At 65.8% G+C, this 20,214-nt stretch carries 11 protein-coding genes and 1 pseudogene; 2 read left to right on the forward strand and 10 right to left on the reverse strand.

What is annotated here, in order from left to right; genetic code table 11:
* Nucleotides 1–35: 35 nt before the first annotated feature.
* On the reverse strand, nt 36–9,806 hold the full coding sequence (locus tag AC07WT_RS35475; protein ID WP_494950565.1) for an amino acid adenylation domain-containing protein: 9,771 nt from the start codon (nt 9,804–9,806) through the stop codon (nt 36–38).
* Nucleotides 9,807–10,075: 269 nt separating this feature from the next.
* On the opposite strand from AC07WT_RS35475, the gene AC07WT_RS35480 reads away from it, so the two are divergent.
* Nucleotides 10,076–11,854, forward strand: coding sequence for a cyclic peptide export ABC transporter (locus AC07WT_RS35480; protein ID WP_494950566.1), 1,779 nt, complete (start codon nt 10,076–10,078; stop codon nt 11,852–11,854).
* A 57-nt stretch (nt 11,855–11,911) separates the two neighbouring features.
* On the opposite strand, the gene AC07WT_RS35485 is transcribed toward AC07WT_RS35480, so the two are convergent.
* The 7 genes and pseudogenes from AC07WT_RS35485 to AC07WT_RS35515 all read right to left on the reverse strand — a co-directional run bounded on the left by AC07WT_RS35485 (nt 11,912) and on the right by AC07WT_RS35515 (nt 18,533).
* Nucleotides 11,912–12,940 (reverse strand): ABC transporter substrate-binding protein, encoded by a 1,029-nt coding sequence (locus AC07WT_RS35485; protein WP_494950567.1) that lies wholly within the window; start codon nt 12,938–12,940, stop codon nt 11,912–11,914.
* Between the two features lie 38 nt (nt 12,941–12,978).
* Nucleotides 12,979–13,263 (reverse strand): annotated as a pseudogene (fhuF, locus tag AC07WT_RS35490) (siderophore-iron reductase FhuF); the annotation flags it as partial.
* An 81-nt stretch (nt 13,264–13,344) separates the two neighbouring features.
* Nucleotides 13,345–15,453 (reverse strand): Fe(3+)-hydroxamate ABC transporter permease FhuB, encoded by a 2,109-nt coding sequence (gene fhuB / locus AC07WT_RS35495; protein WP_494950568.1) that lies wholly within the window; start codon nt 15,451–15,453, stop codon nt 13,345–13,347.
* The gene (locus tag AC07WT_RS35500; RefSeq protein WP_494950569.1) at nt 15,450–16,328 is read right to left on the reverse strand and encodes an ABC transporter ATP-binding protein; all 879 of its coding nucleotides are present in this window, start codon (nt 16,326–16,328) and stop codon (nt 15,450–15,452) included. Before AC07WT_RS35500 ends, fhuB begins: the two co-directional genes overlap by 4 nt.
* Complete coding sequence (locus AC07WT_RS35505; protein ID WP_494950570.1) at nt 16,325–17,341, reverse strand: TauD/TfdA family dioxygenase; 1,017 nt, start codon at nt 17,339–17,341, stop codon at nt 16,325–16,327. Before AC07WT_RS35505 ends, AC07WT_RS35500 begins: the two co-directional genes overlap by 4 nt.
* A gap of 54 nt (nt 17,342–17,395) precedes the next feature.
* Complete coding sequence (locus AC07WT_RS35510; RefSeq protein WP_494950571.1) at nt 17,396–17,662, reverse strand: MbtH family protein; 267 nt, start codon at nt 17,660–17,662, stop codon at nt 17,396–17,398.
* 196 nt (nt 17,663–17,858) lie between these two features.
* On the reverse strand, nt 17,859–18,533 hold the full coding sequence (locus tag AC07WT_RS35515; protein ID WP_494950572.1) for an RNA polymerase factor sigma-70: 675 nt from the start codon (nt 18,531–18,533) through the stop codon (nt 17,859–17,861).
* Between the two features lie 154 nt (nt 18,534–18,687).
* Between AC07WT_RS35515 and AC07WT_RS35520 the strand changes: the two genes are divergently transcribed.
* Entirely contained in the window at nt 18,688–18,882 is a 195-nt protein-coding gene (locus AC07WT_RS35520) for a hypothetical protein (RefSeq protein ID WP_494950573.1), read from the forward strand.
* Between the two features lie 4 nt (nt 18,883–18,886).
* On the opposite strand, the gene AC07WT_RS35525 is transcribed toward AC07WT_RS35520, so the two are convergent.
* Nucleotides 18,887–19,306: a histidine kinase gene (locus AC07WT_RS35525; protein ID WP_492594914.1), complete on the reverse strand. Its 420-nt coding sequence runs from the start codon at nt 19,304–19,306 to the stop codon at nt 18,887–18,889.
* Between the two features lie 83 nt (nt 19,307–19,389).
* On the reverse strand, nt 19,390–20,145 hold the full coding sequence (locus tag AC07WT_RS35530) for a COG4705 family protein (RefSeq protein ID WP_494951126.1): 756 nt from the start codon (nt 20,143–20,145) through the stop codon (nt 19,390–19,392).
* Between the last annotated feature and the right edge of the window lie 69 nt (nt 20,146–20,214).

Below are 20,214 nucleotides of genomic sequence, written 5' to 3' on the forward strand. Positions count from 1 at the left end.
GTCTCTGTACTTTTATTGCCGATCGTCTGGTTGATTCATTGCAGTTCGAACTCGCCGAGCAGCGCATCGATCGCACTCGCGGTGTCCTGTCCCGCATGCGTGTCGCGCGCCGCCAGCGCGCGGTCGATCGCGGCTGCGCAGCGTTGCAGCGTGCGTTCGTCGAACAGCGTGCGCAGCGGCAGGATCAGCGTCCAATGCAGATTGGCCTGCGCGTTCGCCTGCGTTGCGAGCAGCGAGTGACCGCCGAGCGCAAAGAAATCGTCGTCGCGGCCAATCGACTTCAGACGCAACACGCGTTGCCAGATCGCGGCGAGTTCGCGCTCTGTATCGGTTTCCAGCGACGTGACATGCTTGCCTTCGGCGAGGCCACGAACGGGTGCCGGCAGCGCATGACGATCGCACTTGCCGTTCGGCGTGACGGGCAGTGCGTCCATCTCGATCAACTGCACGGGCACCATGTACGAGGGCAATTGCGCGCGCAACGCGTCGAGCAGCGCTTGCGTGTCGATCGCGTTGTCCGCGCTCCGTGCGACGTAACCGATCAGCTGTTCATCGCGCACGATCACGACCGCGTCGTGCACGCCTTGCCCGGCACGCAGCAAGGTTTCGATCTCGCCGGGCTCGATGCGCTGGCCGCGCAGCTTCACCTGGGTATCGATACGGCCGAGGTAATCGAGCGCGCCGTCCGCGCGACGGCGTGCGAGATCGCCGGTTCGATAAAGACGCGCGCCGCTCACGAACGGATCGGGCACGAAACGCTCGGCGGTCAACGCGGCACGGCCGAGATAACCGCGCGCGAGTCCCACGCCGCCGAGATGCAGTTCACCGATCGCGCCGGGCGGCAACGGTTGCAGCGCCGCATCGAGCACGTGCAATTGCAGATTCGCAATCGGATGGCCGATCGGGACGGACGCCGCGGTGGCGTCGCGCGCATTGCAGGTCCAGTGCGAGACGTCGATAGCGGCTTCAGTCGGACCGTAGAGGTTGTAGAGCCGCGCCTTCGGCAGATGTCGCGCGACGCGTGTCACCAGTTCCGGTGCGAGCGCTTCGCCGCTGGCCACGATCCGTTCGATGCTCGCGCAACGGCCTGCGGCGTTGAAATCGTCGAGATGCGCGACGAAGGCCGCGAGCATCGCCGGCACGAAATGCAACGTCGTGACGCGATGCGCTTCGATCGCCGCGACGAGCCGCGCCGGATCGCGATGATCGCCCGGCGCTGCAATGGCGAGCTTCGCGCCGACGGCAAGCGGCCAGACGAATTCCCACACCGATACGTCGAAGCCGAACGGGGTCTTGTGCAGCACGACATCATCGGCGTTCAGGCGATACGCGTCCTGCATCCACGCGATCCGGTTCGCGAGCGCGCGATGCGTATTGCCCGCGCCCTTCGGCTTGCCGGTCGAACCGGAGGTGTAGATCAGATAGGCGAGTTGTTCAGGCGCGGCTTTGACGGGCGCGGCGAGTGCGGCGTCGCGGCCGGGCAGGTCGCCGACGCTCAGGATCTTTACGTCGACACGTTCGACCGTCGCCGCGACGCGTTCGCGCAGATGCGGTTGCGTCAGTACGACTGCCGGCTTCGCGTCGTTGAGCAGATAACCGATGCGCTCGGCGGGATAATCAGGATCGATGGGCAGATAGGCCGCGCCCGCTTTCAGCACGCCGATCAGCGCCACCACCATGTCGAACGAACGCTCGATGCATAGCGCAACTGCCGTGTCCGCTTGCACGCCCGCTTCGATGAGCGCGGCGGCGACGCGGTCGGCGTTCGCGTCGAGCGCGCCGTAGGACATCTGTTGCATGTGTCCTTGTGCGTCGACGAACTCAAGCGCGACCGCATTGGGCGACGCTTGCGCGGCTTGTTCGAATTGACGATGCAGCGGCTGTCGCTGCGCGTGCGGCCAAGCCGCCGTTGTGTCATTGACGCGCGCCAGAGCGGCAAGATCATCCGCCGTCGCGATCGAAATCGTGCCGAGCGGTGCTTCGGGATCGGCGATCAAGCCATCAAGGCACGCGGCAAACGCGCGATGCAAAGTCGCGACGCGCGCTTCGTCGATTTGCGCGGCGTCGTAGCCATAGTCGATCGTGAGCATTGCGCCCGCTTCGATCACCAGGGTCAACGCGAAGTCGGTCGCTTCGATATTGCGCGGATCGCGCAGCTTCAGCGCGCGTTCGTCGCGCCCTTGCCAGGCTTCATCGACCGGATAGTTTTCAAAGACGACCAGCGTATCGAACAGCGCAGCGCCGCCTTGCCCGGCCCATTGCTGGATTTCATAGAGCGGCGTATGCGCGTGTTCCGCAGCGGCGGCATTGTCTCGCTGCAATTCGTGCAGCCAGGCCGACGCGGGACGTTGCGGCAACGGCGCGGTAATGACCGGCAGCGTGTTGATAAAGAGGCCAAGTACGGTGTCGGCATCGGGCAGCGCGTCAGGGCGGCCTGCCACGGTCGCGCCGAACGCGACCGCCGTGTGATGCGTCATCCGTTGCAGCGCGAGCGCCCATGCGCCCTGCACCATCGTGTTGACCGTCACCTTCAGACGGCGGGCCGCCTCGGTCAAACGTGCGGTGGCGCCGGCGCTGAGGCTCTCGCGGCGCGTGCGATGCCCGGTCGCGCTGGCGGCTTCGGCTTCGCGACTGGCAACCAGCGTCGGCTCGTCGAGGCGAGCAAGACGTTGCAGCCAGAACGCGCGTTCCGCTTCGACGTCACGCGCCGCGAGCCACGCGATGAAGTCGCGGTAACGGGTTTTCGCAGGTGCGGCGAACGGTTGCGGACGCGGCGGCTCGATATAGTCGCGCAGCGCATCGCCGAAGAAACGTGCGGTGCTCCAGCCGTCGAGCAGCAAATGATGGCGGGTCCAGACGAGACGCCATTGGTCGTTCGTGAGCCGGATCAGCGCGACGCGCATCAGCGGTGGCGTGGTCAGATCGAAACCGCGTGCCCTGTCAGCGCTGAGCCATGTTTCAAAGGCATCGTGCGCTGCCTCGCCCCGATCGCGCCAATCGAACATCTCAACAGGCATGCGCGCCGCGCGATGCACGATCTGCATCGGCGTGGCTTCGTCGGGCGTGAAGCTGGTGCGCAAAATGTCGTGACGCGGCAGCGCGGCTTCGAACGCCGCGCGCAGACGCTCCACGTCCGGTTCGATCAGCGTCGCGACCAGTTGATTCACATAGGTCGACTGCTCGGGCGCGAATAGCGAATGAAACAGGATGCCCTGCTGCATTGGCGAAAGCGGATAGATGTCGTCGATGGTGCGCAGATCGAGCGGCAGGCGCTCCAACGCGGCCTGCGTGAGCCCAGCGGCACGCGCGAGCGGATAGTCGCCCGGCGTCGCGCCGCCGCCGCGTTGCGTAAGACGTGCGGCGCAAGCGGCCGTCAAGTCGGCGAGCGCGGTTTCGAAATGCTGCACGAGCGCTTCAATGGTCGTGCGGTCGAACTGCGTCGCGCCGTAGATCCAATGGAGTTTCAGCGTGCGAGCGGCGTCGCCGTCGATATACGCGTGAATCGCCAGCGCGTTGCCGATCGGGCCGGCCGGATCGCGCTCGCAGCCCGCGCCACCGAAGCGCGGCACGAGCAGCGCATCGCGCGGCGCATCGAACTGGCCGAGGTAGTTGAAGGTGACATGCGGACGCGGCACGGCGGCCAGCGCCTCGCGCGTCGCCGCATCGCCGTAATGGCGCAGCACCCCAAAGCCGAGCCCTTTGTTCGGCACCGCGCGCAGCGTGTCCTTGACCGCGCCGAGCGTCGCGGCCGGCGTGCTTTCGACCGCGAACTCCACCGGATAATGGCTCGTCAGCCAGCCAGGCGTGCGGCTCACGTCGACATCGTCGAACAACGCCTCGCGGCCGTGGCCTTCGAGTTCGATGCGGCAAACGGACTGAGCTGTCAGTTTGCCGAGCGACTGGGCCAGCGCTGCGATCAACAGTTCGATCATCTGCGTGCGGTAAGCGGCATTCGCTTCCGTCAGAGCGGCGCGTGTGAGATCGGCGTCGATTGTTTGAATGACCACCTGCGCGTCGGCATTGGTCGCCGACGCCCGCGGATAGTCGAGCGGCAGATCGTCGTACGGTGCAGAGAGCGCGGTGAGCGCCGACCAATACGGCACTTCCGCGGCAAACGGCGAGTGCGCCGCATCGGGCGCCGAACGGGCGAGCCGCGCGGCCCATTCCTGCGCACTCGTGCCCGTCGACGCAAGACGCACGCTGCGGCGCTCGCAGGCGGCGCGATAGGCGGCATCGAGATCGTCGAGCAGTACGCGCCACGACACGCCGTCGACGATCGCGTGATGAATCGCCACGTAAAGCCTGGTCGAACCGTCGGGCAACATCGCGGCGAATGCGCACGTCAGCGGGCCACGCGTCAGATCGAGCGCGCTTTGCAACGCGTCGAACTGGGCGAGCGCGTCGGCTTCGTCGCGTGCGGCGGCAGCCGCGAGCGGCAGTGCGTCGAACGCGCGCGCAGCTAGCGTGAGCTGCCATTCGCCCCGCGGACCGGTCGGCGCGAAACGTTGCCGGAAAATCTCGTGATGCGTCAGCAGCGCCTCGAAGGCGCGGGCGAACGCGTCGAAATCGAACGGCGCATGCGTATCGAGTTCGACCGATTGATTCCAGTGGCCACGCTGCGGAATATCCAGCGCGAAGAAACGCTGTTGCGCGGGCGTGAGGATCGCGGCCGCGTCCTCGTGTTTTATAGGGACTCGCGGCGCTTTCGTTGCAGCGGCATCCGCCGCGGTCGCCACTTGCGCAAGCTGCGCGAGCGTCGGTGCGTCGAACAACTGCTTCGGCGTGAAGCGCACGCCACGCTTGCGCGAACGCGCGATCACCTGCAACACGAGAATCGAATCGCCGCCCAACTCGAAGAAGTTGTCGTCACGGCCTACACGCTCGGCTTTGAGCACCTCTTTCCAGACAGCGGCGAGCGCTTCCTCGGTCGCCCCTCGCGGCGTGTCGCCTTCAGCAACGGATGGAACCGGCGCAGCAGCAAGCGCCCGCAATGCAACGCGATCGATCTTGCCGTTCGCGGTTACGGGCAACGCAGCCACGACCAGCAGCACGGCCGGCACCATGTAATCCGGCAAACGCGCGGTCAACGCAGCGCGCAATGCGGGCTCATCGAGACGTGCGCCGTCAGACAAAGCGACAAACGATGCCAGCCGCAAGCGCCCTTCGTGTTCCATCGCCACGGTTTCCGCCTGTGCGACGCCATCGAGCGCGCGCAGAGCGGCACTCACCTCGCCCGGCTCGACCCGATAGCCGCGAATCTTCACCTGATCGTCCAGACGTCCAAGGAAATCCAGCCGACGATCGGCGCGCAACCGAACGCGATCCCCCGTTCGATAGAGACGCTCGCCCGGCGCAAACGGATGCGGCACGAAACGCTCAGCGGTAGCAGCAGCGCGTTTCAGATAACCGCGTGCGAGCCCCGGACCACCGAGATACAGCTCGCCGATCCCGCCAGGCGGCACGCTCGCACCGTGGCTATCGAGCACGCACGCGTACGCATTCGGCAACGGCAGACCCAGCGGAACGGCCTGCGCCGCATGGGCGCGTAAGACGGCTTGCGCCGCCAGAGCCGACGTGTCGCAGATCAGTGCGCCGACCGTCGCTTCCGTCGGACCGTAGTGATTGATGACGCGGCAAGCAGGCTTAAGCGCCGCGATCCGCTCGACCAGCGCCCACGGCAGCGTTTCGCCGCCGGTCACCAGCGCATGCGCGGGCAGCACATCGGCAGGCTGTTGCGCGTCGAGCAGCGCGTGCAGATGACTCGGCACGATCTTCAGCACGCCGACCTCGCGCGTGCGCATCTCGTGAGCGAAGCGATCGGGATCGAATGCGCATTGCACCGGCAGCAGATGCAGCGTGCGGCCCGAGCACAACGCGCCGAACAGCGTCGTATGGCCGAGATCGGCGGCGACTGTCGAGACCATCGCCATCGACGCATCGGCGGCGAACGCGAGTTCGTCCAGCATCCCCTGGACATAATCGGCCAGCGCGCGATGCGGGATCACCACGCCCTTAGGCGTGCCCGTCGAACCTGACGTGAAAATCAGATACGCGGCCTGATCGGGCAACGGCGCGATGCGTGGCGCAGCGGCGTTGGCGAGCGATGGATCTTGCGTGAGCGTATCGAGCCCGAGCGTCTGCGCACGGCCAATAGCAAGCGTTGCATGCTCGGGAGCCGCTGTCAGCATCCACTGTGCGCCGCAGGCATCGACAGCCGCCGCCAGCCGCTCGTGCGGCGCAGCCGGATCGAGCGGCACCGCGCAGGCGCCCGACTTCATCACGCCGACGAGCGCAACGGCGAAACGCACCGAACGTTCGATGCATAAGGCAACCGGCTGCTCCACGCCCACGTTCCGCTGCCGCAACGCGATCGCGACACGGTCCGACGCGTCGTCCAGTTCGGCGAATGTGATCTGCGTGCCGACGTCCGCAAGCGCCACGCGATGCGGCGTTTCACTCGCATGACGCGCGAACAGCGCGAGGACATTGTCGGCGGCGAGTTGAAGTGCGCGGCCGTGCTGCGCCGCGCGATACCCGGCGCTATCGGCGCAATCCAGCTCCGCGATGGTTCGTTGCGGATCGCGCACCGCGTCGGTCACGAGCGCGGCGAAACTATCGAGCCACGCTTGAGCCGTCGCTTCGTCGATACCGTCGAGCGCATAGGCGACGACCAGTTCGATGCCGCGCGGGTCGTCGGTGAAATCGAGTGCGAAATCGAAACGCGCGGCGAGATCCAGTCCCGGCGACATCCGCACCGACGCGCCCGGCAATTGAGCCGTCAGTTCGAGATCGAACTGCTGCGCGAACTTGACCTTCAGCCATTCTTCGCCGCGCCGCACGGGTGGCTTTGCGGCGTCGAGCACCTGATCGAACGGCACGTCCTGATGCGCGAAGGCATCGAACGCCGAACGGCGCACGCTGTCGAGCAACGCGGCGAACGACCGGTTCGGCGCGACGCGCGCACGCAACGCGAGCGTGTTCAGAAACAGGCCGACCAGCGGTGCGGTTTCCGCTCGCTGCCGATGAGCGATCGGCGCAGCCACCACGATATCGGTCGCGCCTGTGAGCCGGTACAGCCACGCGCCGAACGCGGCCAGCAGCACCGTGAACGGCGAAGCGCGCGTGCGCCGCGCCAGTTCGCGCACGGCGTTGGACGTGGTCGCCGGAAGGCGGGTCGCGAGACGGCCGCCGCGATAGTCGCGTTGCAGCGCACGAGGACGGTCCAGCGGCAACGCTAGCGGTTCGGGGGCATCGCGCAATGCGTCGCGCCAGTATGCGAGTTGCCGGGCGCCCTCGCCGGCTGCGAGCGAGTCGCGCTGCCATTGCGCGTAGTCGGCGTACTGGATCGGCAGCGCGGGAAGTTGCGCAACGCGTCCGGCCGCGAAGGCCGCATACGCCGCGGTCAATTCGTCGAATGCACAGCGCGAGCTCCAGCCGTCGCTGATCGAATGATGCGTGGTCAGCAGGAAGCGCTGCTTGTCGCTGTTGAGCGTGACGAGCGTCGCTCGCACCAGCGGACCTGCCGACAGATCGAAGGCGGAGCTGACGTGGCGCCCCGTGAACGCGGCCAGCTGTGTCTCGAGTTCGGCTTTGTTGCTGGCGTTACACAGGTCGGCTTCTTCGACCGTCACCGGCAACGTCGCGTGAATCCGCTGCATCACGATGCCGTCGTCGGTTTCGACGAGCGTGGTGCGCCAGGCCTGCTGACGTTCTATCAGGTGATCGAGCGCGCGTTGCAAAGTGCCGAGATCGAGCCTGCCTTGAACGTCCCATTGCACGGCGACGTGATACGCCGAGCCCGCATCCTGGGTTTGCGCGAGTACCCAGAAACGTTGTTGCGCGAACGACGCAGCACGATCGACGTACGGCGCTTTCGCGGGTTGCACGACGGTGATCTGATGCTTACCCACAGCCGCTTCGACATCGCCGCTATCGATCAACGCCGCAAGCTTGTCGAGCGGCAGATCGTCGAACAGCGCATCGAGCCGCAGATTCACCTGCCATTCGATCCTGATCGCCGCTTGCAATTGCATCGCCGCGAGCGAGTCTCCACCGCGAGCAAAAAAACGATCGTTGCGGCCAATCGGCGTCGGATCGTTCAGCAAGGTTCTCCAGATGCCGCAGAGACGCTGTTCCGTAGCGGTCAGCGGCTCGACATAATCGGCGGCTGGGGGGACCGGCATGGTTGCAACCGCATCGCGCAACGCGGCGCGATCGAGCTTGCCGTTCAGCGTATAAGGCAGACTTTCGAAGCGCGCAATCCGATGCGGCAGCCACGCTTGCGGCAATTGCGCGGAGAGATGCGCCTGCAATGCTTCATCGTCCAGGACTTCATTCAGCACGATGCAGGCGATCAATTGCGCCCGCCCGTTAGGGGTCCCGGCCAGCACGCCCGCATCGGCAATGGCCGGATGCGCGAGCAGGCACGCCGCGATTTCGCCCGGCTCCACGCGCACGCCGCGCACCTGCACCTGATCGTCGATGCGGCCCAGATAGTCGAACGAGCCGTCGGCGCGTTCGCGTGCGAGGTCGCCGGTTCGATAGATCCGCTCACCCGGAACGCCTGCCGGGTCCGGCAGGAAACGTTCGGCGGTGAGCGCCGCGCGTCCGTGATAACCGCGCGCGAGACACACGCCGCCCAGCAGCAGTTCACCCGCTTCACCCTGCTGCGCCGCGCCTTCGATGCAGGCGACACGGCGCCCGATAGGCCAGCCGATCGGCAGCGACGCATAGCCGTTGCCGTCATCGAGCGTCGGCGTCATGCCCGGATCGACCGGCCACAGCATCGGCGATATCACGGTCTCGGTCGGCCCATAGCCGTTGACAAGACGAATCGACGGGAACACGCGGCGAATCTCGTCGAAGCTGTCCTGCGACATGGCCTCGCCGCCGAACAGCAGCACGCGCAGCGAAGGCGGCACGCCGAGGCGCTCGCAAACGTTCGCGAATTCGCGCAGATAAGCGGGCGGCAGCGTGGTGTTCGTCACGCCTTCGCGCAGCATGAAGGCGTGCGTGGCTTCCGGCGGAAACGGCGGCGGATCGCTGATCACGACGCTGCCGCCGACCGCGAGCGGCACCAGCCACGCTTCGATCGCGACATCGAAATTCACCGACGCGAAATGCAGCACGCGGTCGCTGCCGTCGATCGGCAAAGATTCGGCGAGCGCGTCGCCGTGCGCGGCGAGTGGGCCGTGTTCGACCACCACCGCCTTCGGCGTGCCGGTCGAGCCGGAGGTATAGATCATGTACGCCGCCGCCCGCGGATGCACCGGCTCGTCAGCGCCATCGAAACGCGGCGCGCTTTCGTCCGTCCCGTCCGCCTCGTCTGCCCCGTCCGCTTCGTCCGCTTCGTCCGCTTCGTCCGCTTCGTCCGCTTCGTCCGCTTCGTCCGCTTCGTCCGTCAGAGCAGCGCTTTCCACGTCGAAACATTGCGCAAAGCGCGCGCGTATCACCGCATCGGCGGAACCGTCGACGATACCGTGTGCGAGTCCCGCATCTTGCGCGATCCAGTCGAGGCGCGCAGCCGGATGGCGTGGATCGAGCGCGACGAACACGCCGCCCGCCTTCAACACCGCGAGCAACGCGACGAACAGATCGCACGAGCGCGCGACACACACGCCGACCCGCACCTCGGTCGTGACGCCTGCCGCCCTCAACCGGGCAGAGAGACGCGACGCGCGGCTATCCAGTTCGCCGCGCGTGAGCCGCACGGTGTGGGGCGAAAACGATGCAAGCGCGGGCGCATCGGGATCGATGCGCGCCTGAGCGCGGATTCGGTGGTGCAACGCAATCGGGAAGCTCGTCATGGGCGTGAAATCCGTTAGATCTGGCCGCTGCGGCCAAGTCGCGGGCCGCAAAGGGCCGCTTCATTGGGTGTGACGAACCGCGATCAAAAATCTTTACCGCCGCCGTTGCTTTTTTGTTCGGACTGCCGCTTTTATGCTGAACACGGTAAATGTTTGCGGCGCCCATTCGTCTATCAGGCAAGGGGCGCGTCTTTGCGCTCCGTCGAATTGCCGCCTTTTTTGCAGCACTTATCTGCCGCATTCCACCGATCCACTGCGACCCATTGCCGATGACCGCTGCCAACGAGCGCTACGACGCGCCACCTTCGTCTTCACCCTCAGCTACCGCTTCCACTATTAACGGACCCGGCAAACCGGCCATGCGCCTCATCGTGGCGCTGCTCAAGCGCTCGCGCGGTTCCTTCGCGATTGCGCTCGCCGCGTGCGTGCTGAACGGCATCGCAAGCGTGCTGCTCGTCGCGACACTCAGCCGTGCGCTGTCGCAACCGGGCGCGGCCGATCTCCCGCTCGCGATGCGTTTCGCGTTATGCGCCGTGATCGCGCTCGTCACGCGCGTCATTACCGGAGTACTGTTCGCGCGCCTCTCGCAGGACACGATGGCGCAGTTGCGGGAACACGTCGCAAGACGCGTGGCGGAGGCCGAACTGCGCGACGTCGAACGGATCGGCGCGGCACCGGTGCAGTCGGTGCTGACCGACGACGCCACCAACGTGTCGATGCTGTTCTTCGCGCTGCCCAATCTCGTGATGCACGGCTCGATCGTGTTCGGCTGCCTCGGTTATCTGGCCTGGCTGTCGTGGCCGGTCTGCCTGCTCGCGGTGGCGGCGATTCTGGTCGGTTCGATCGGCTATCACGCAGGCGACAAGCGCGCGATCGCGTCGCTCGAAGACGCGGGCCGCTCGCAGGACAAACTCTTCGGCTATCTCGGCGCGCTGTTCACGGGCGCGAAGGAATTGAAGCTGCATCAGGCGCGCTCGCGTCAATTCGTCGACGGTCAACTCGGCTCGGCGATCGGCGAGGTGCGCGACCATCGACGCCGCGCGTTCAGCGCGTATGCGGTCAGCGTCGGCTGGATCGTGTTTCTGTTCTATGTGTTTCTGGGCGTCGCCGCGTTCTGGCCCGCGCTTGGCGTGCACGCCGATGCGCCCGCGGCATCCGGTTATGTCGTGGTGTTCCTGTTCATGCTGTTGCCGCTCGACGGCTTGCTCAACAACGTGCCGACGCTGAACGCCGCGCGCGTGTCGCTCGACCGGATCGAGAAGGTGATGGGCGAGTTCGGCGCGCTGCGCACCGCGCCGCCGCCCGGCGAACACGCGTCGCACGAGCCGTACCGAACGCTCACATTGCGCAACGTCACGCATTCGTATTTCCATGAGCGCGACGAGCGGATGTTCCGCGTCGGCCCGGTCAATTTGACCTTCAGGCCGGGCGAACTGGTGTTCATCGTCGGCGGTAACGGCAGCGGCAAGACGACGCTCGCGAAAGTGCTCACGGGTCTATACGAACCGGAAGACGGCACCATCGAACTCGACGGCAAGCCGGTCGGCTTCGCCGAACGCGCCGCGTACCGGCAGCGCTTCACGGCCGTATTCAACGATTTCCATCTGTTCGACGCATTGCTCGGCATCGTCGATCCGAACGGCCAGTCGCGCGCGCAGGCCGACGCGCGCGCCAACGCACTGGTTGCGAAGCTCGCGCTCGATCACAAGGTGCAGGTGGTGGACGGCGCGTTCTCGACGCGTGCCCTCTCCACCGGTCAGCGCAAACGTCTTGCGCTCGTCGTCGCGTATCTGGAGGACCGGCCGTTCTATCTGTTCGACGAATGGGCCGCGGATCAGGACCCGCAGTTCAAGGCGGTGTTCTACGAGCAACTGCTGCCGGAATTACGCTCGCGCGGCAAGACGGTGCTGGTAATCAGCCACGACGACCGCTACTTCCATCTCGCGGACCGGGTGCTGAAGCTGGATAACGGCAGTATCGTCAGCGAAACATATGGCTCCGCGCAGGTTGTGCAGACCCAGGCGGTGGCGAACGGCACTGAGGGTTGAGTCTGAACGAATCGCAGGCACGAGCATTGAAAGACTCCTGCTTGCGATGCTGTTGCGCTATGGCTTCCTGACACCCGGTGCGGGCAGCGCGAGCAGCTTGTCGGTCATCGTGTCGGCGAGACGCAATGCAGACATCGGCCCGCCAAACCCCCAGATATTCCGCTCGACAAGGCCCACGCGGCCCGCGCTACGTGCCGGCACGAAGCGCCAGATCGGCGAATCGAGTTTGGTGGCGAGCGGCACATCGCGTTCGGTCGCGCTGACGAACAACACCGTCAGATCCGCTTTCTTCAGCAGGTCCTCCGAACTCACATAGGCCGTGCCTTCGCGCGTCGGCTCGGGCGGCCACAGGTCGAGCCCAAGCGCGCGCGCAACGCCCGCCGCCGTGCTGTTGCCGGTAAACGCCCAGTAACGGTCGGGCAATCCCAGCTCCTGCAACCACGCGACCTGTTCGCCTCGACGGCCGGCTTGCGCGAGGCGTTGCGCGTCGCGTGCGAAGCCGGCGTCCACTTTCGCTTCGACCGCGCGCGCCGCGTCTTCGCGGCCGGTCAGGCAGCCGATCGTGCGCAGGATTGTGCGGCCCCAATCGAGCTGCGTAACCTTGGCGCCGTCTTCGGTAAAGTTGGGGCCGTACTTGAACAACACCGTCGGCGCGATCCGCTCGAGCGCCGCGAAAATCGGCGCGTGTCTCAGCCCGACGCCCAGGATCAGATCGGGTTTGACCGCCGCGATCGCTTCGAGACTCGGCTCCTGGCGCGTGCCGATGTCCGGCACCGGCGCGAGGCGCGCGTTGTCATAGCCGATCCACACCGGGTAGTACGCCGGGTCGGCCATGCCGACGGGCGTAATACCGAGCGCGGCGAGGTCTTCGGCGAACATGAATTCGAGCACGACGATGCGCTTCGGCCGCGCGGGCAGCGAAGGGCTGGCTTGCGAGATGCTTCGATTGCCGGCGAGCGGTGTGCAGATCTGCTGCTGTTGCTTGATTGCGCCGTTTGCGCCGTTTGCGCCACTTGAATTGCCAATGCTGCCTTGTGCGAACGCGCAGGAACTGAAGAACAGCGCGCCTGTCGCCACAGCGGCCACAGAATGCTTGATGTGTCGGGCTATCCTGGCGCGGCTCGTCAATGCGAAGCGTCCTGCAACGCGATTTCCGCTTCGCTCATAGTCAATAGCAAGGGGCAGCTTCCACACAGTTGCGTCTCTCCGGGAATTTCATAACGTACGCAGCAGACGCGCCGTGCGCGAAACGGATTCGGCAAGCTCGCCGCGCGTGGTTTCGCCTGACGTACCGGCATCCGCAGCGAATTGGCCTCGCTGTCGGCGACGAGCGGCCCGAATAGCCAGGCGGCATCGCCGGTCGCGTCAAGCTGCGGCGCACATTGTTCGAACAGGTAGTCGAGCAGATTTTCCAGGCACAAACGCAGCGAAGCACTGCGTGTTCGAGGTTCGTGCATCGACGCTGGCAGAAGCATGATCCTGCCGCACCGTCACCGTTTGCCCCGTTTCTCGCGCCTCGCCTCCATGATCAGCAGCGCAAGCAGATAAGGCGCACCGATCAGCGCGGTCAGCACGCCGGCGGGAATTTCACGCGGCGCGAGCAGCGTGCGGGCCGCAATATCGGCCACCACGAGCACTAACGCGCCACACGTAGCGGCGAGCCACAGCCGCGTGCGATGCGCACGCGCGCCGAGCATCGACGCCAGATGCGGCGCCATCAGACCGATGAAGCCGACCGGCCCGACCGCGGCCACCGCCGCGCAGGCGGCGAGCGTCGCGATCGTCAGCACGAGCGGACGCAGCACGGCAATCGGCAAACCGAGCGCGGCGGCCTGGTCGTCGCCTAACGCGAGCAAATCCAGCGGCCGCGCGACCAGCGCGAAGACGGGCACCGCGAGCACACACCACGGCAACAGCGTCATCGCTTCGCCCCAGCTGCGTCCGTACGTACCGCCGACCAGCCAGACCACGAAACGCGCGGGCTGCACGCTTTGCTGCGTGATGAGCCATTGGGACAGCGTCGTCCACAGCGTGCCGATGACGATGCCGGTCAGCGCGACCGCGAGCGGTGCATAGCGATGCCGCCGATTGAGCATCAGCGTGAGCGCAAGCGTCACGCCGCCGCCTGCGAGCGATGCAACCGCCAGCGTCGAATGCGCGGCGAGCGGCCAGGCAACCAGTGCAGCGAGTGTCGCGAGCCCCGCGCCCTGCGTGACGCCGAGCACCTCCGGCCCGGCCAGCGGATTGCGCACGATGCTCTGCATCAGCACCCCGCTTGCGGCGAGCAACGCACCTGCCAGCAACGCGCAGACGAGACGCGGCATGCGCAAGTCGAGCAGCATCCGTGCAATGTCGTCACGCTGATCGACTACCGCCAGCCAGCGATGCAACCCGATCGTGGCCGGCCCAATCGACGCACCCGCGCACACGATCGCGATGCCCAGCAACAGCAGCACGATTGCTGTCATTGGCCACGGCCACGCGTCGACTATCCGTACGAAGCGCGTCCCCGCCCGCACGGCAGGACGGTCCTGGCCGGCGTGCAACGCGCCCGACCACGCGGCGCCGCTGCGAATCATCGCCAGCATCAGCGGCGTGCCGACGAACGCGATCGCCACGCCGGCCGACAGGGTCGCATCGAGATCGAGCGCCTGCACGGCGCTGTCGGTGACGAGCACCAGCGCGGCGCCCACCAGCGCGGACAAAGGCACGAGCGCCGCGAGGCGCGACGCCTTCGCGCCACGCGCCTGGCGCAGCAGATTCGGCGCAATCAGACCGACATACGAAAGCGGCCCCGCCACGCTCACGGCGACGCTCGCGAAGCCGACCGCCACCACCATCGCCGCGAGCCGCGTCGCGTCGACACGCACGCCGGCTGCCGCGGCGGCGTCGTCGCCGAGCGCCAGAGGGTCGAGCGGCCTGATCACGAACGGCAGCGCGGCGAGCGGCAACACGAGCCAACTGGCGGCGATTTTCAGCCCCGCCGCGCCGGGTTGATAGAGACTGCCGCTTGCCCACAGCGACACGCCGACGATGCTTTGTTCGAAGAACGCGAGGATCAGCGTGCTCAGCGCGGAAAACAGCAGCATGCAAACACTGCCGGCAAGCACGAGCCGCAACGGCGTCGCGCGCCAGCCGCCTGCTGCGGCGGCGACACATGCGGCAGCGGCGAGCCCGCAAGCGAACAGAAGCGGCACCGATGCGACGCCCGCAAGCGACGGCACCAGCATCGCGGCCAGCAAACCGAGTTGCGCGCCGCCGGTAATGCCGAGCAGGTCAGGCGAAGCTAAAGGATTGCGGGTCAACGATTGGAACAACGTCCCCGCGACGGCAAGACAACCGCCTGCCACCAAAGCCGCCAGAATGCGCGGCACACCAAGATCGAAAAGCAGAATGCCGGCGAGTTGGGCCGCGTCGCTGCCCGCGGGCGCGGCGAGCCAGGTGTTGAAACCAGGCGCGAGCCGCATCGCGGCCACCACCACGATCAACGCGACGAGCGCCGCGCCGATCGTCCCCGCCCGGCTTCTTACGGGTGCGCGCCAGCTACCGTTTGCAGGCGCATGGCGGCGCAGGCGTCTGCGCGCTGCGAGAGTCGTCATGCGGTGAGGTCCTTGCTCGTGGCCGTCGCATCGCTCAACGCTTCGCCGTCGAATTCGACGGCGCTCATATCGGCAGCGTCACCGTCGTAAGCGGGCACGCACATCGGCGCGCCTGTTTGCGGATGCGCGATCTTGATCATCGGCACGTTGAAGGTCTCGTTCAGATGACGCGGATCGAGCATCGCGTCGGGCGAACCCTGCGCGACGATCCGGCCCGAACGCATCAACACGATTTCGTCGCTGTACGCGGCGGCCTGATTCAGATCGTGCAGCACCCACACGATCGTCAGACCGCGTTCGCGATTCAGGCGCCGCAATTCACCCAGGATGTCCAGCTGATGATGGATGTCGAGGTACGTGGTGGGCTCGTCGAGCAACACGATCGGCGCCTGCTGCGCGAGCGCCATCGCGATCCACGCTCGCTGTCGTTCGCCGCCTGACAGCGCGGCGACGTCGCGTGCGGCGTCGTCGGCCAGGCCGCTGGTCGCGAGTGCTTCGTCGATCGCCGCGTGATCGGCACGCGACAGTCCGCGCAACCAGCCGCCATACGCATAGCGGCCATACGCGACCAGTTCCCGCACGGTGAGGCCGGATGGAATCTGGTTGAATTGCGCGAGCATCGTCAGCGTGCGGGCGAGCGTGCGCCGCCGGTAGGAAGCGAGCGGCGCGCCGTTCACTTCGACGCGCCCCGAGAGCGCCGGCTGCAAACCGGCGAGCGTGCGCAATAGCGTGCTCTTGCCACAGCCGTTCGGCCCGCACAATGCGGTGACACGGCCCGCCGCGATCGTCAGATCGAGACTGTCGAGCACCACGTGAGCGCGGTAGCCGACCGTCAGCGAGTGCGCCGTGAGCGCCGCTACCAGCATCTTCGTCATTGCGCGCTCGTCCGCCCGGCGGCTTCGCCGTAGCTCTGCGCCATCGCCACGACGACCTTGCGCGGCCCCTCGAACGGGTCGCGCGCATGCGCGGTCAGCATGTTGTCGAGCATCAGCACGTCGCCCGTCAGCCACGGGAACACGATGCGCTGCTGATCGAGCACGCCGCGAACTTCCGCGAGTGCGTCCGCTTCGAGCGGCTCGCCGTCGCCGTAATAGACGTTGCGCGGCACGTTCTCGAGTCCGACCGAATCGATCAGCGCATCTTGCATGTCTTCATCGAGCGAGGACAGGTGAAACAGGTTCGCCTGGTTGAACCAGACCTGCTCGCCCGTGCGCGGATGGCGGGCGACGGCCTGGCAGCGCTCGCGCGTACGCAGCAGCAGTTCGCCGTCTTCGCTGTCGCACCATTCGCACTCGATGCCGCGCGTGCGGCAAATGCGCTCGACCACGCGCGGATCGTCCGAGCCGAAAGCCTGCTCCCACGGCAGATCGAGTCCTTGTCCGAAGTTGCGCACGTACAGCAGCTCGCGCTTCGCAAAGCGCGCGACCAGAGCAGGATCGAGCGCGTGGTAGATCGCGCGGCTGTCGGCGATCGGCGTCGCGCCGCCCGAGCGGGCAGCGAGTGCGCAATGGAACCAGATGCGCAACGGCCACTCGCGCGTGTACGACTGTTCGTTATGCAACGGAATCGACCGGTGCGGCGGATATTCGGTCGACGTATAGATAGCGCCTTCCACCTGACTGCGCGGCGTCGACGCGAATTCGTAGCCGATCAGCGGATGGCCGAATGACCCGGCAAAGCGTTGAAAGGCATCGATCGAGGCCACGCGAAAGCCGGTGAACAACACGCCGCCGGCGCGTTCGAGCGTGTCGCCGACGATCGCATGCAGCAGCGGCGCCGCCTCTTCCAGTGAAATCTCCGCGCCCGCTCGCGGCGAAACGACAATCGGCAGCCCCGGTTCGATCGACAGATCCTCGAGCGTGAGCAGCGGCATCGACAGCATGGTCATGCGAAATCCTCTTGCAGAAGCGGCGTGGCCCGGTGCTCGTCCGGGCGTGCCGGGTTACGACGCGCGCGCCTTCGAAGCCTCGTTCGAAGCCTCGTCCATGTGGCGGCGCAGGCTGGCCGGACGCATGTCGGTCCAGACGGTTTCGATATGCGCGAGACAGACGGCCTTCGGACCGCTCACGCCCACTTCGCGCCAGCCGGCGGGCACGGCGCGAAACGTCGGCCAGATCGAGTACTGTTCTTCGTCGTTGATGACGACCGTGTAGACGAGGTCGTCCGCCTCGCCCGTTGCGGCGGTGGAAGCATGCTGTGATTGCGTCATGATGAATAGCTCTTTCGATGAAATTGTCTGGATGCCTAATCAGGCTCTCAGGGCAACGCTCCCCAAGCTGCGGCGGCAAGATCCCACTCGCACCGCCTCTATCCAGTTGACGTTTGGCGCACGTGTTTTTTTACCGGCGATTGATAGGCGGCCTGGCGGCGACCTGACCGCACTAGAGCGGCCACTGAGCGCCCATTTACCCGCGGCGGCGGGCACGGCCGCCGCAGAACACGGGACCGGCAACGCCGCGATTGCAGGCGTCGAGGCAATCGGCGCAATGCTTCTCGGCATCGCGCACCATGAAATGCACCAGCGTTTGCGAAACGTCGAGCGCGCGCGCCGTGCTTTGCAGCGTCTCCTCGCGCAGCCGCACCATCTCGAACGCGGCGCGGCTTCGCGGCGGCAACTGGTCGAGCGCGTTGTAGACATGACGCAGCGTGTCGCGCACGAGCAGCGCCGCTTCGGGCGACGGTTCCGGCGACGGCACGTCGAGCCCGTCGTCTTCGTCCGCGTGGTACGTGTTTTCGAGACTCTGGCGGCGGAAGGCATCGATCGATGCATTGCGCACCATGCGGGTCACATAGGCCAAGGGTTGCCGCACGGCATCCTGATCCGGGAAATCGACCAGCTTGATGAAGACGTCGTGCACCACGTCTTCCGCCAGACTCGCGCAGCCGACAAAGCCGCGCGCCAGATTGACGAGCATCGGCCGGTTGGCGATCAGCACGTCGAGCAGCGTGCCGTTCTCCCAATCGACAGAGCGGGAACGGCGGCGCATACGTGGCGAAGGCGGCGGGCACGCAACGCCGGGGCTGAAAACAGACATCGGTCGCGCCGTTGAAGCCCCCCGCCGAGTGAGCACCTCAGCCATAGATTCGCTCCGTTTTTTTCAAGACAGGGCGTCAATCTATCGTAAACGCGAATCATTCTCAATAATGATCTGGAATAACCTTACAGTCGCGATAGTTTTGTCTGACGAAGCGTGATGTGGGCCGCGACCAGGGTGAGCCTACGCGCCGGCGTAAATGGATTTGACCAGCCAGTTCAGCGAGTTGAATGCGACTGCGCTGTTATTCGCTTTGGCGACTGTTGCCGGTGGCGCGACGGGCAGCCAACAGTATTTTCTACGGGGACATCATGCAAAGCTGATTCGCATCCCATATCGATTGACGATCGCCACCCGCGGCCTCGCCGATGGCGTCAGATTCAATCATGGCTAGAGCGTCAAGCCTTGCCGCTCATCCGGTCGATAACCGCCAGCAGGTCCGTCAGAGATTGCTTGCATTCCGCCGCATTCGGCGTGCCGGCGCGCAATGCACTCAATGCGCGATCGATTGCCTTGTCGACTGTGTGCCAGTCGGCTGCGGCGCGTGGCTTCAGCGAAGGCTCGGCATCGTCCCATGCGAGTTCCAGATCCTTGATGCGCGCTTTGCCGCCCGCGAGCTCGCCTTTGCCGACCAGGGCCGCGGTATCGGCGGCAATCTTGCGGAACGGCGACAGGTCGCCGAGCTTCGACGCCTTGGCCGGTTCGGCGGCCGCTGCGGACGAAAAGCCGATCCTGCCCGGCTCGATGTGGCCGAAACTGGCCGCGGAGATCGCGATGAACGAAGCAATGACGGCTTTACTGAGGGTACGTTGATTCATGATTGTTCTCTTCGGTTGGATCCGATACTCGGTGAAAAAAGAAGGCATCGTGCGCAGCTTTCCGCGCGACGCAGGTTCAAGGCTCAAGGTTCGCGTACGGTGACCGCGCGCATGGACCGCTGTTCGATAGCGCTGGCGAAGATAACCAGCACGACGATCGCGCTCAGGAACATCACACTCGTATTGATCGTGCCCAGACCGAGACCGCCGTATGCGCGTGACTGCGAGAGCAGATCGCCGAACGAGGCGCCCAACGGCCGCGTCAGAATGTAGGCAATCCAGAAGGTCAGCACAGGATTTCCGCCGACGTAATAGCCGATGCCCACCACCGCGATCAGCGCGCCGAACGCCACCACACCGATCATGAAGCCGAGTCCCAAGGCTTCTGTCGCGAGGTCGCCGGCCGCGGTGCCCAATGCGAACGTGAATAATATGGCGGCCCAGTAAAACAGTTCTCTGCGTGTCGTGACGATCGTGTGGATCGACAGCGTTCGCTCGCTGCGGTACCAGAGGGCGAACACAGCGGCGAGCGCAATGGAAAACGCAATCGTGCTGGCGTAAAGACTGACGCCGAGACGGTCGGTCAGCGCATCGGTGATCTGCGTGCCGACCACGCTGACCAGAACCACGGTCAGCCAATAAATCCACGGTAAGTACTTGCGCATACGAAGCTGCACGGCCAGCGCGGCGAGCAGCAACACAAGCATCATCCCGCCGGTGAGCGCCGCGCCGAGACCGACATGCACGGCCAGATAGTCCGCGCCGGTTTCGCCGACGGTGGTTGCCATGATCTTGATCGCCCAGAAGACAAGTGTCGCTTCAGGCACTTTGTTGCTCATGTCGGCAACGCGATAGTTCGAGATCTCTGCCAAGCTGGTTCTCCCGTTAATAGGCGTATAGATCGACGC

The organism is Paraburkholderia sp. GW821-FHT02A12, from assembly GCF_059422005.1.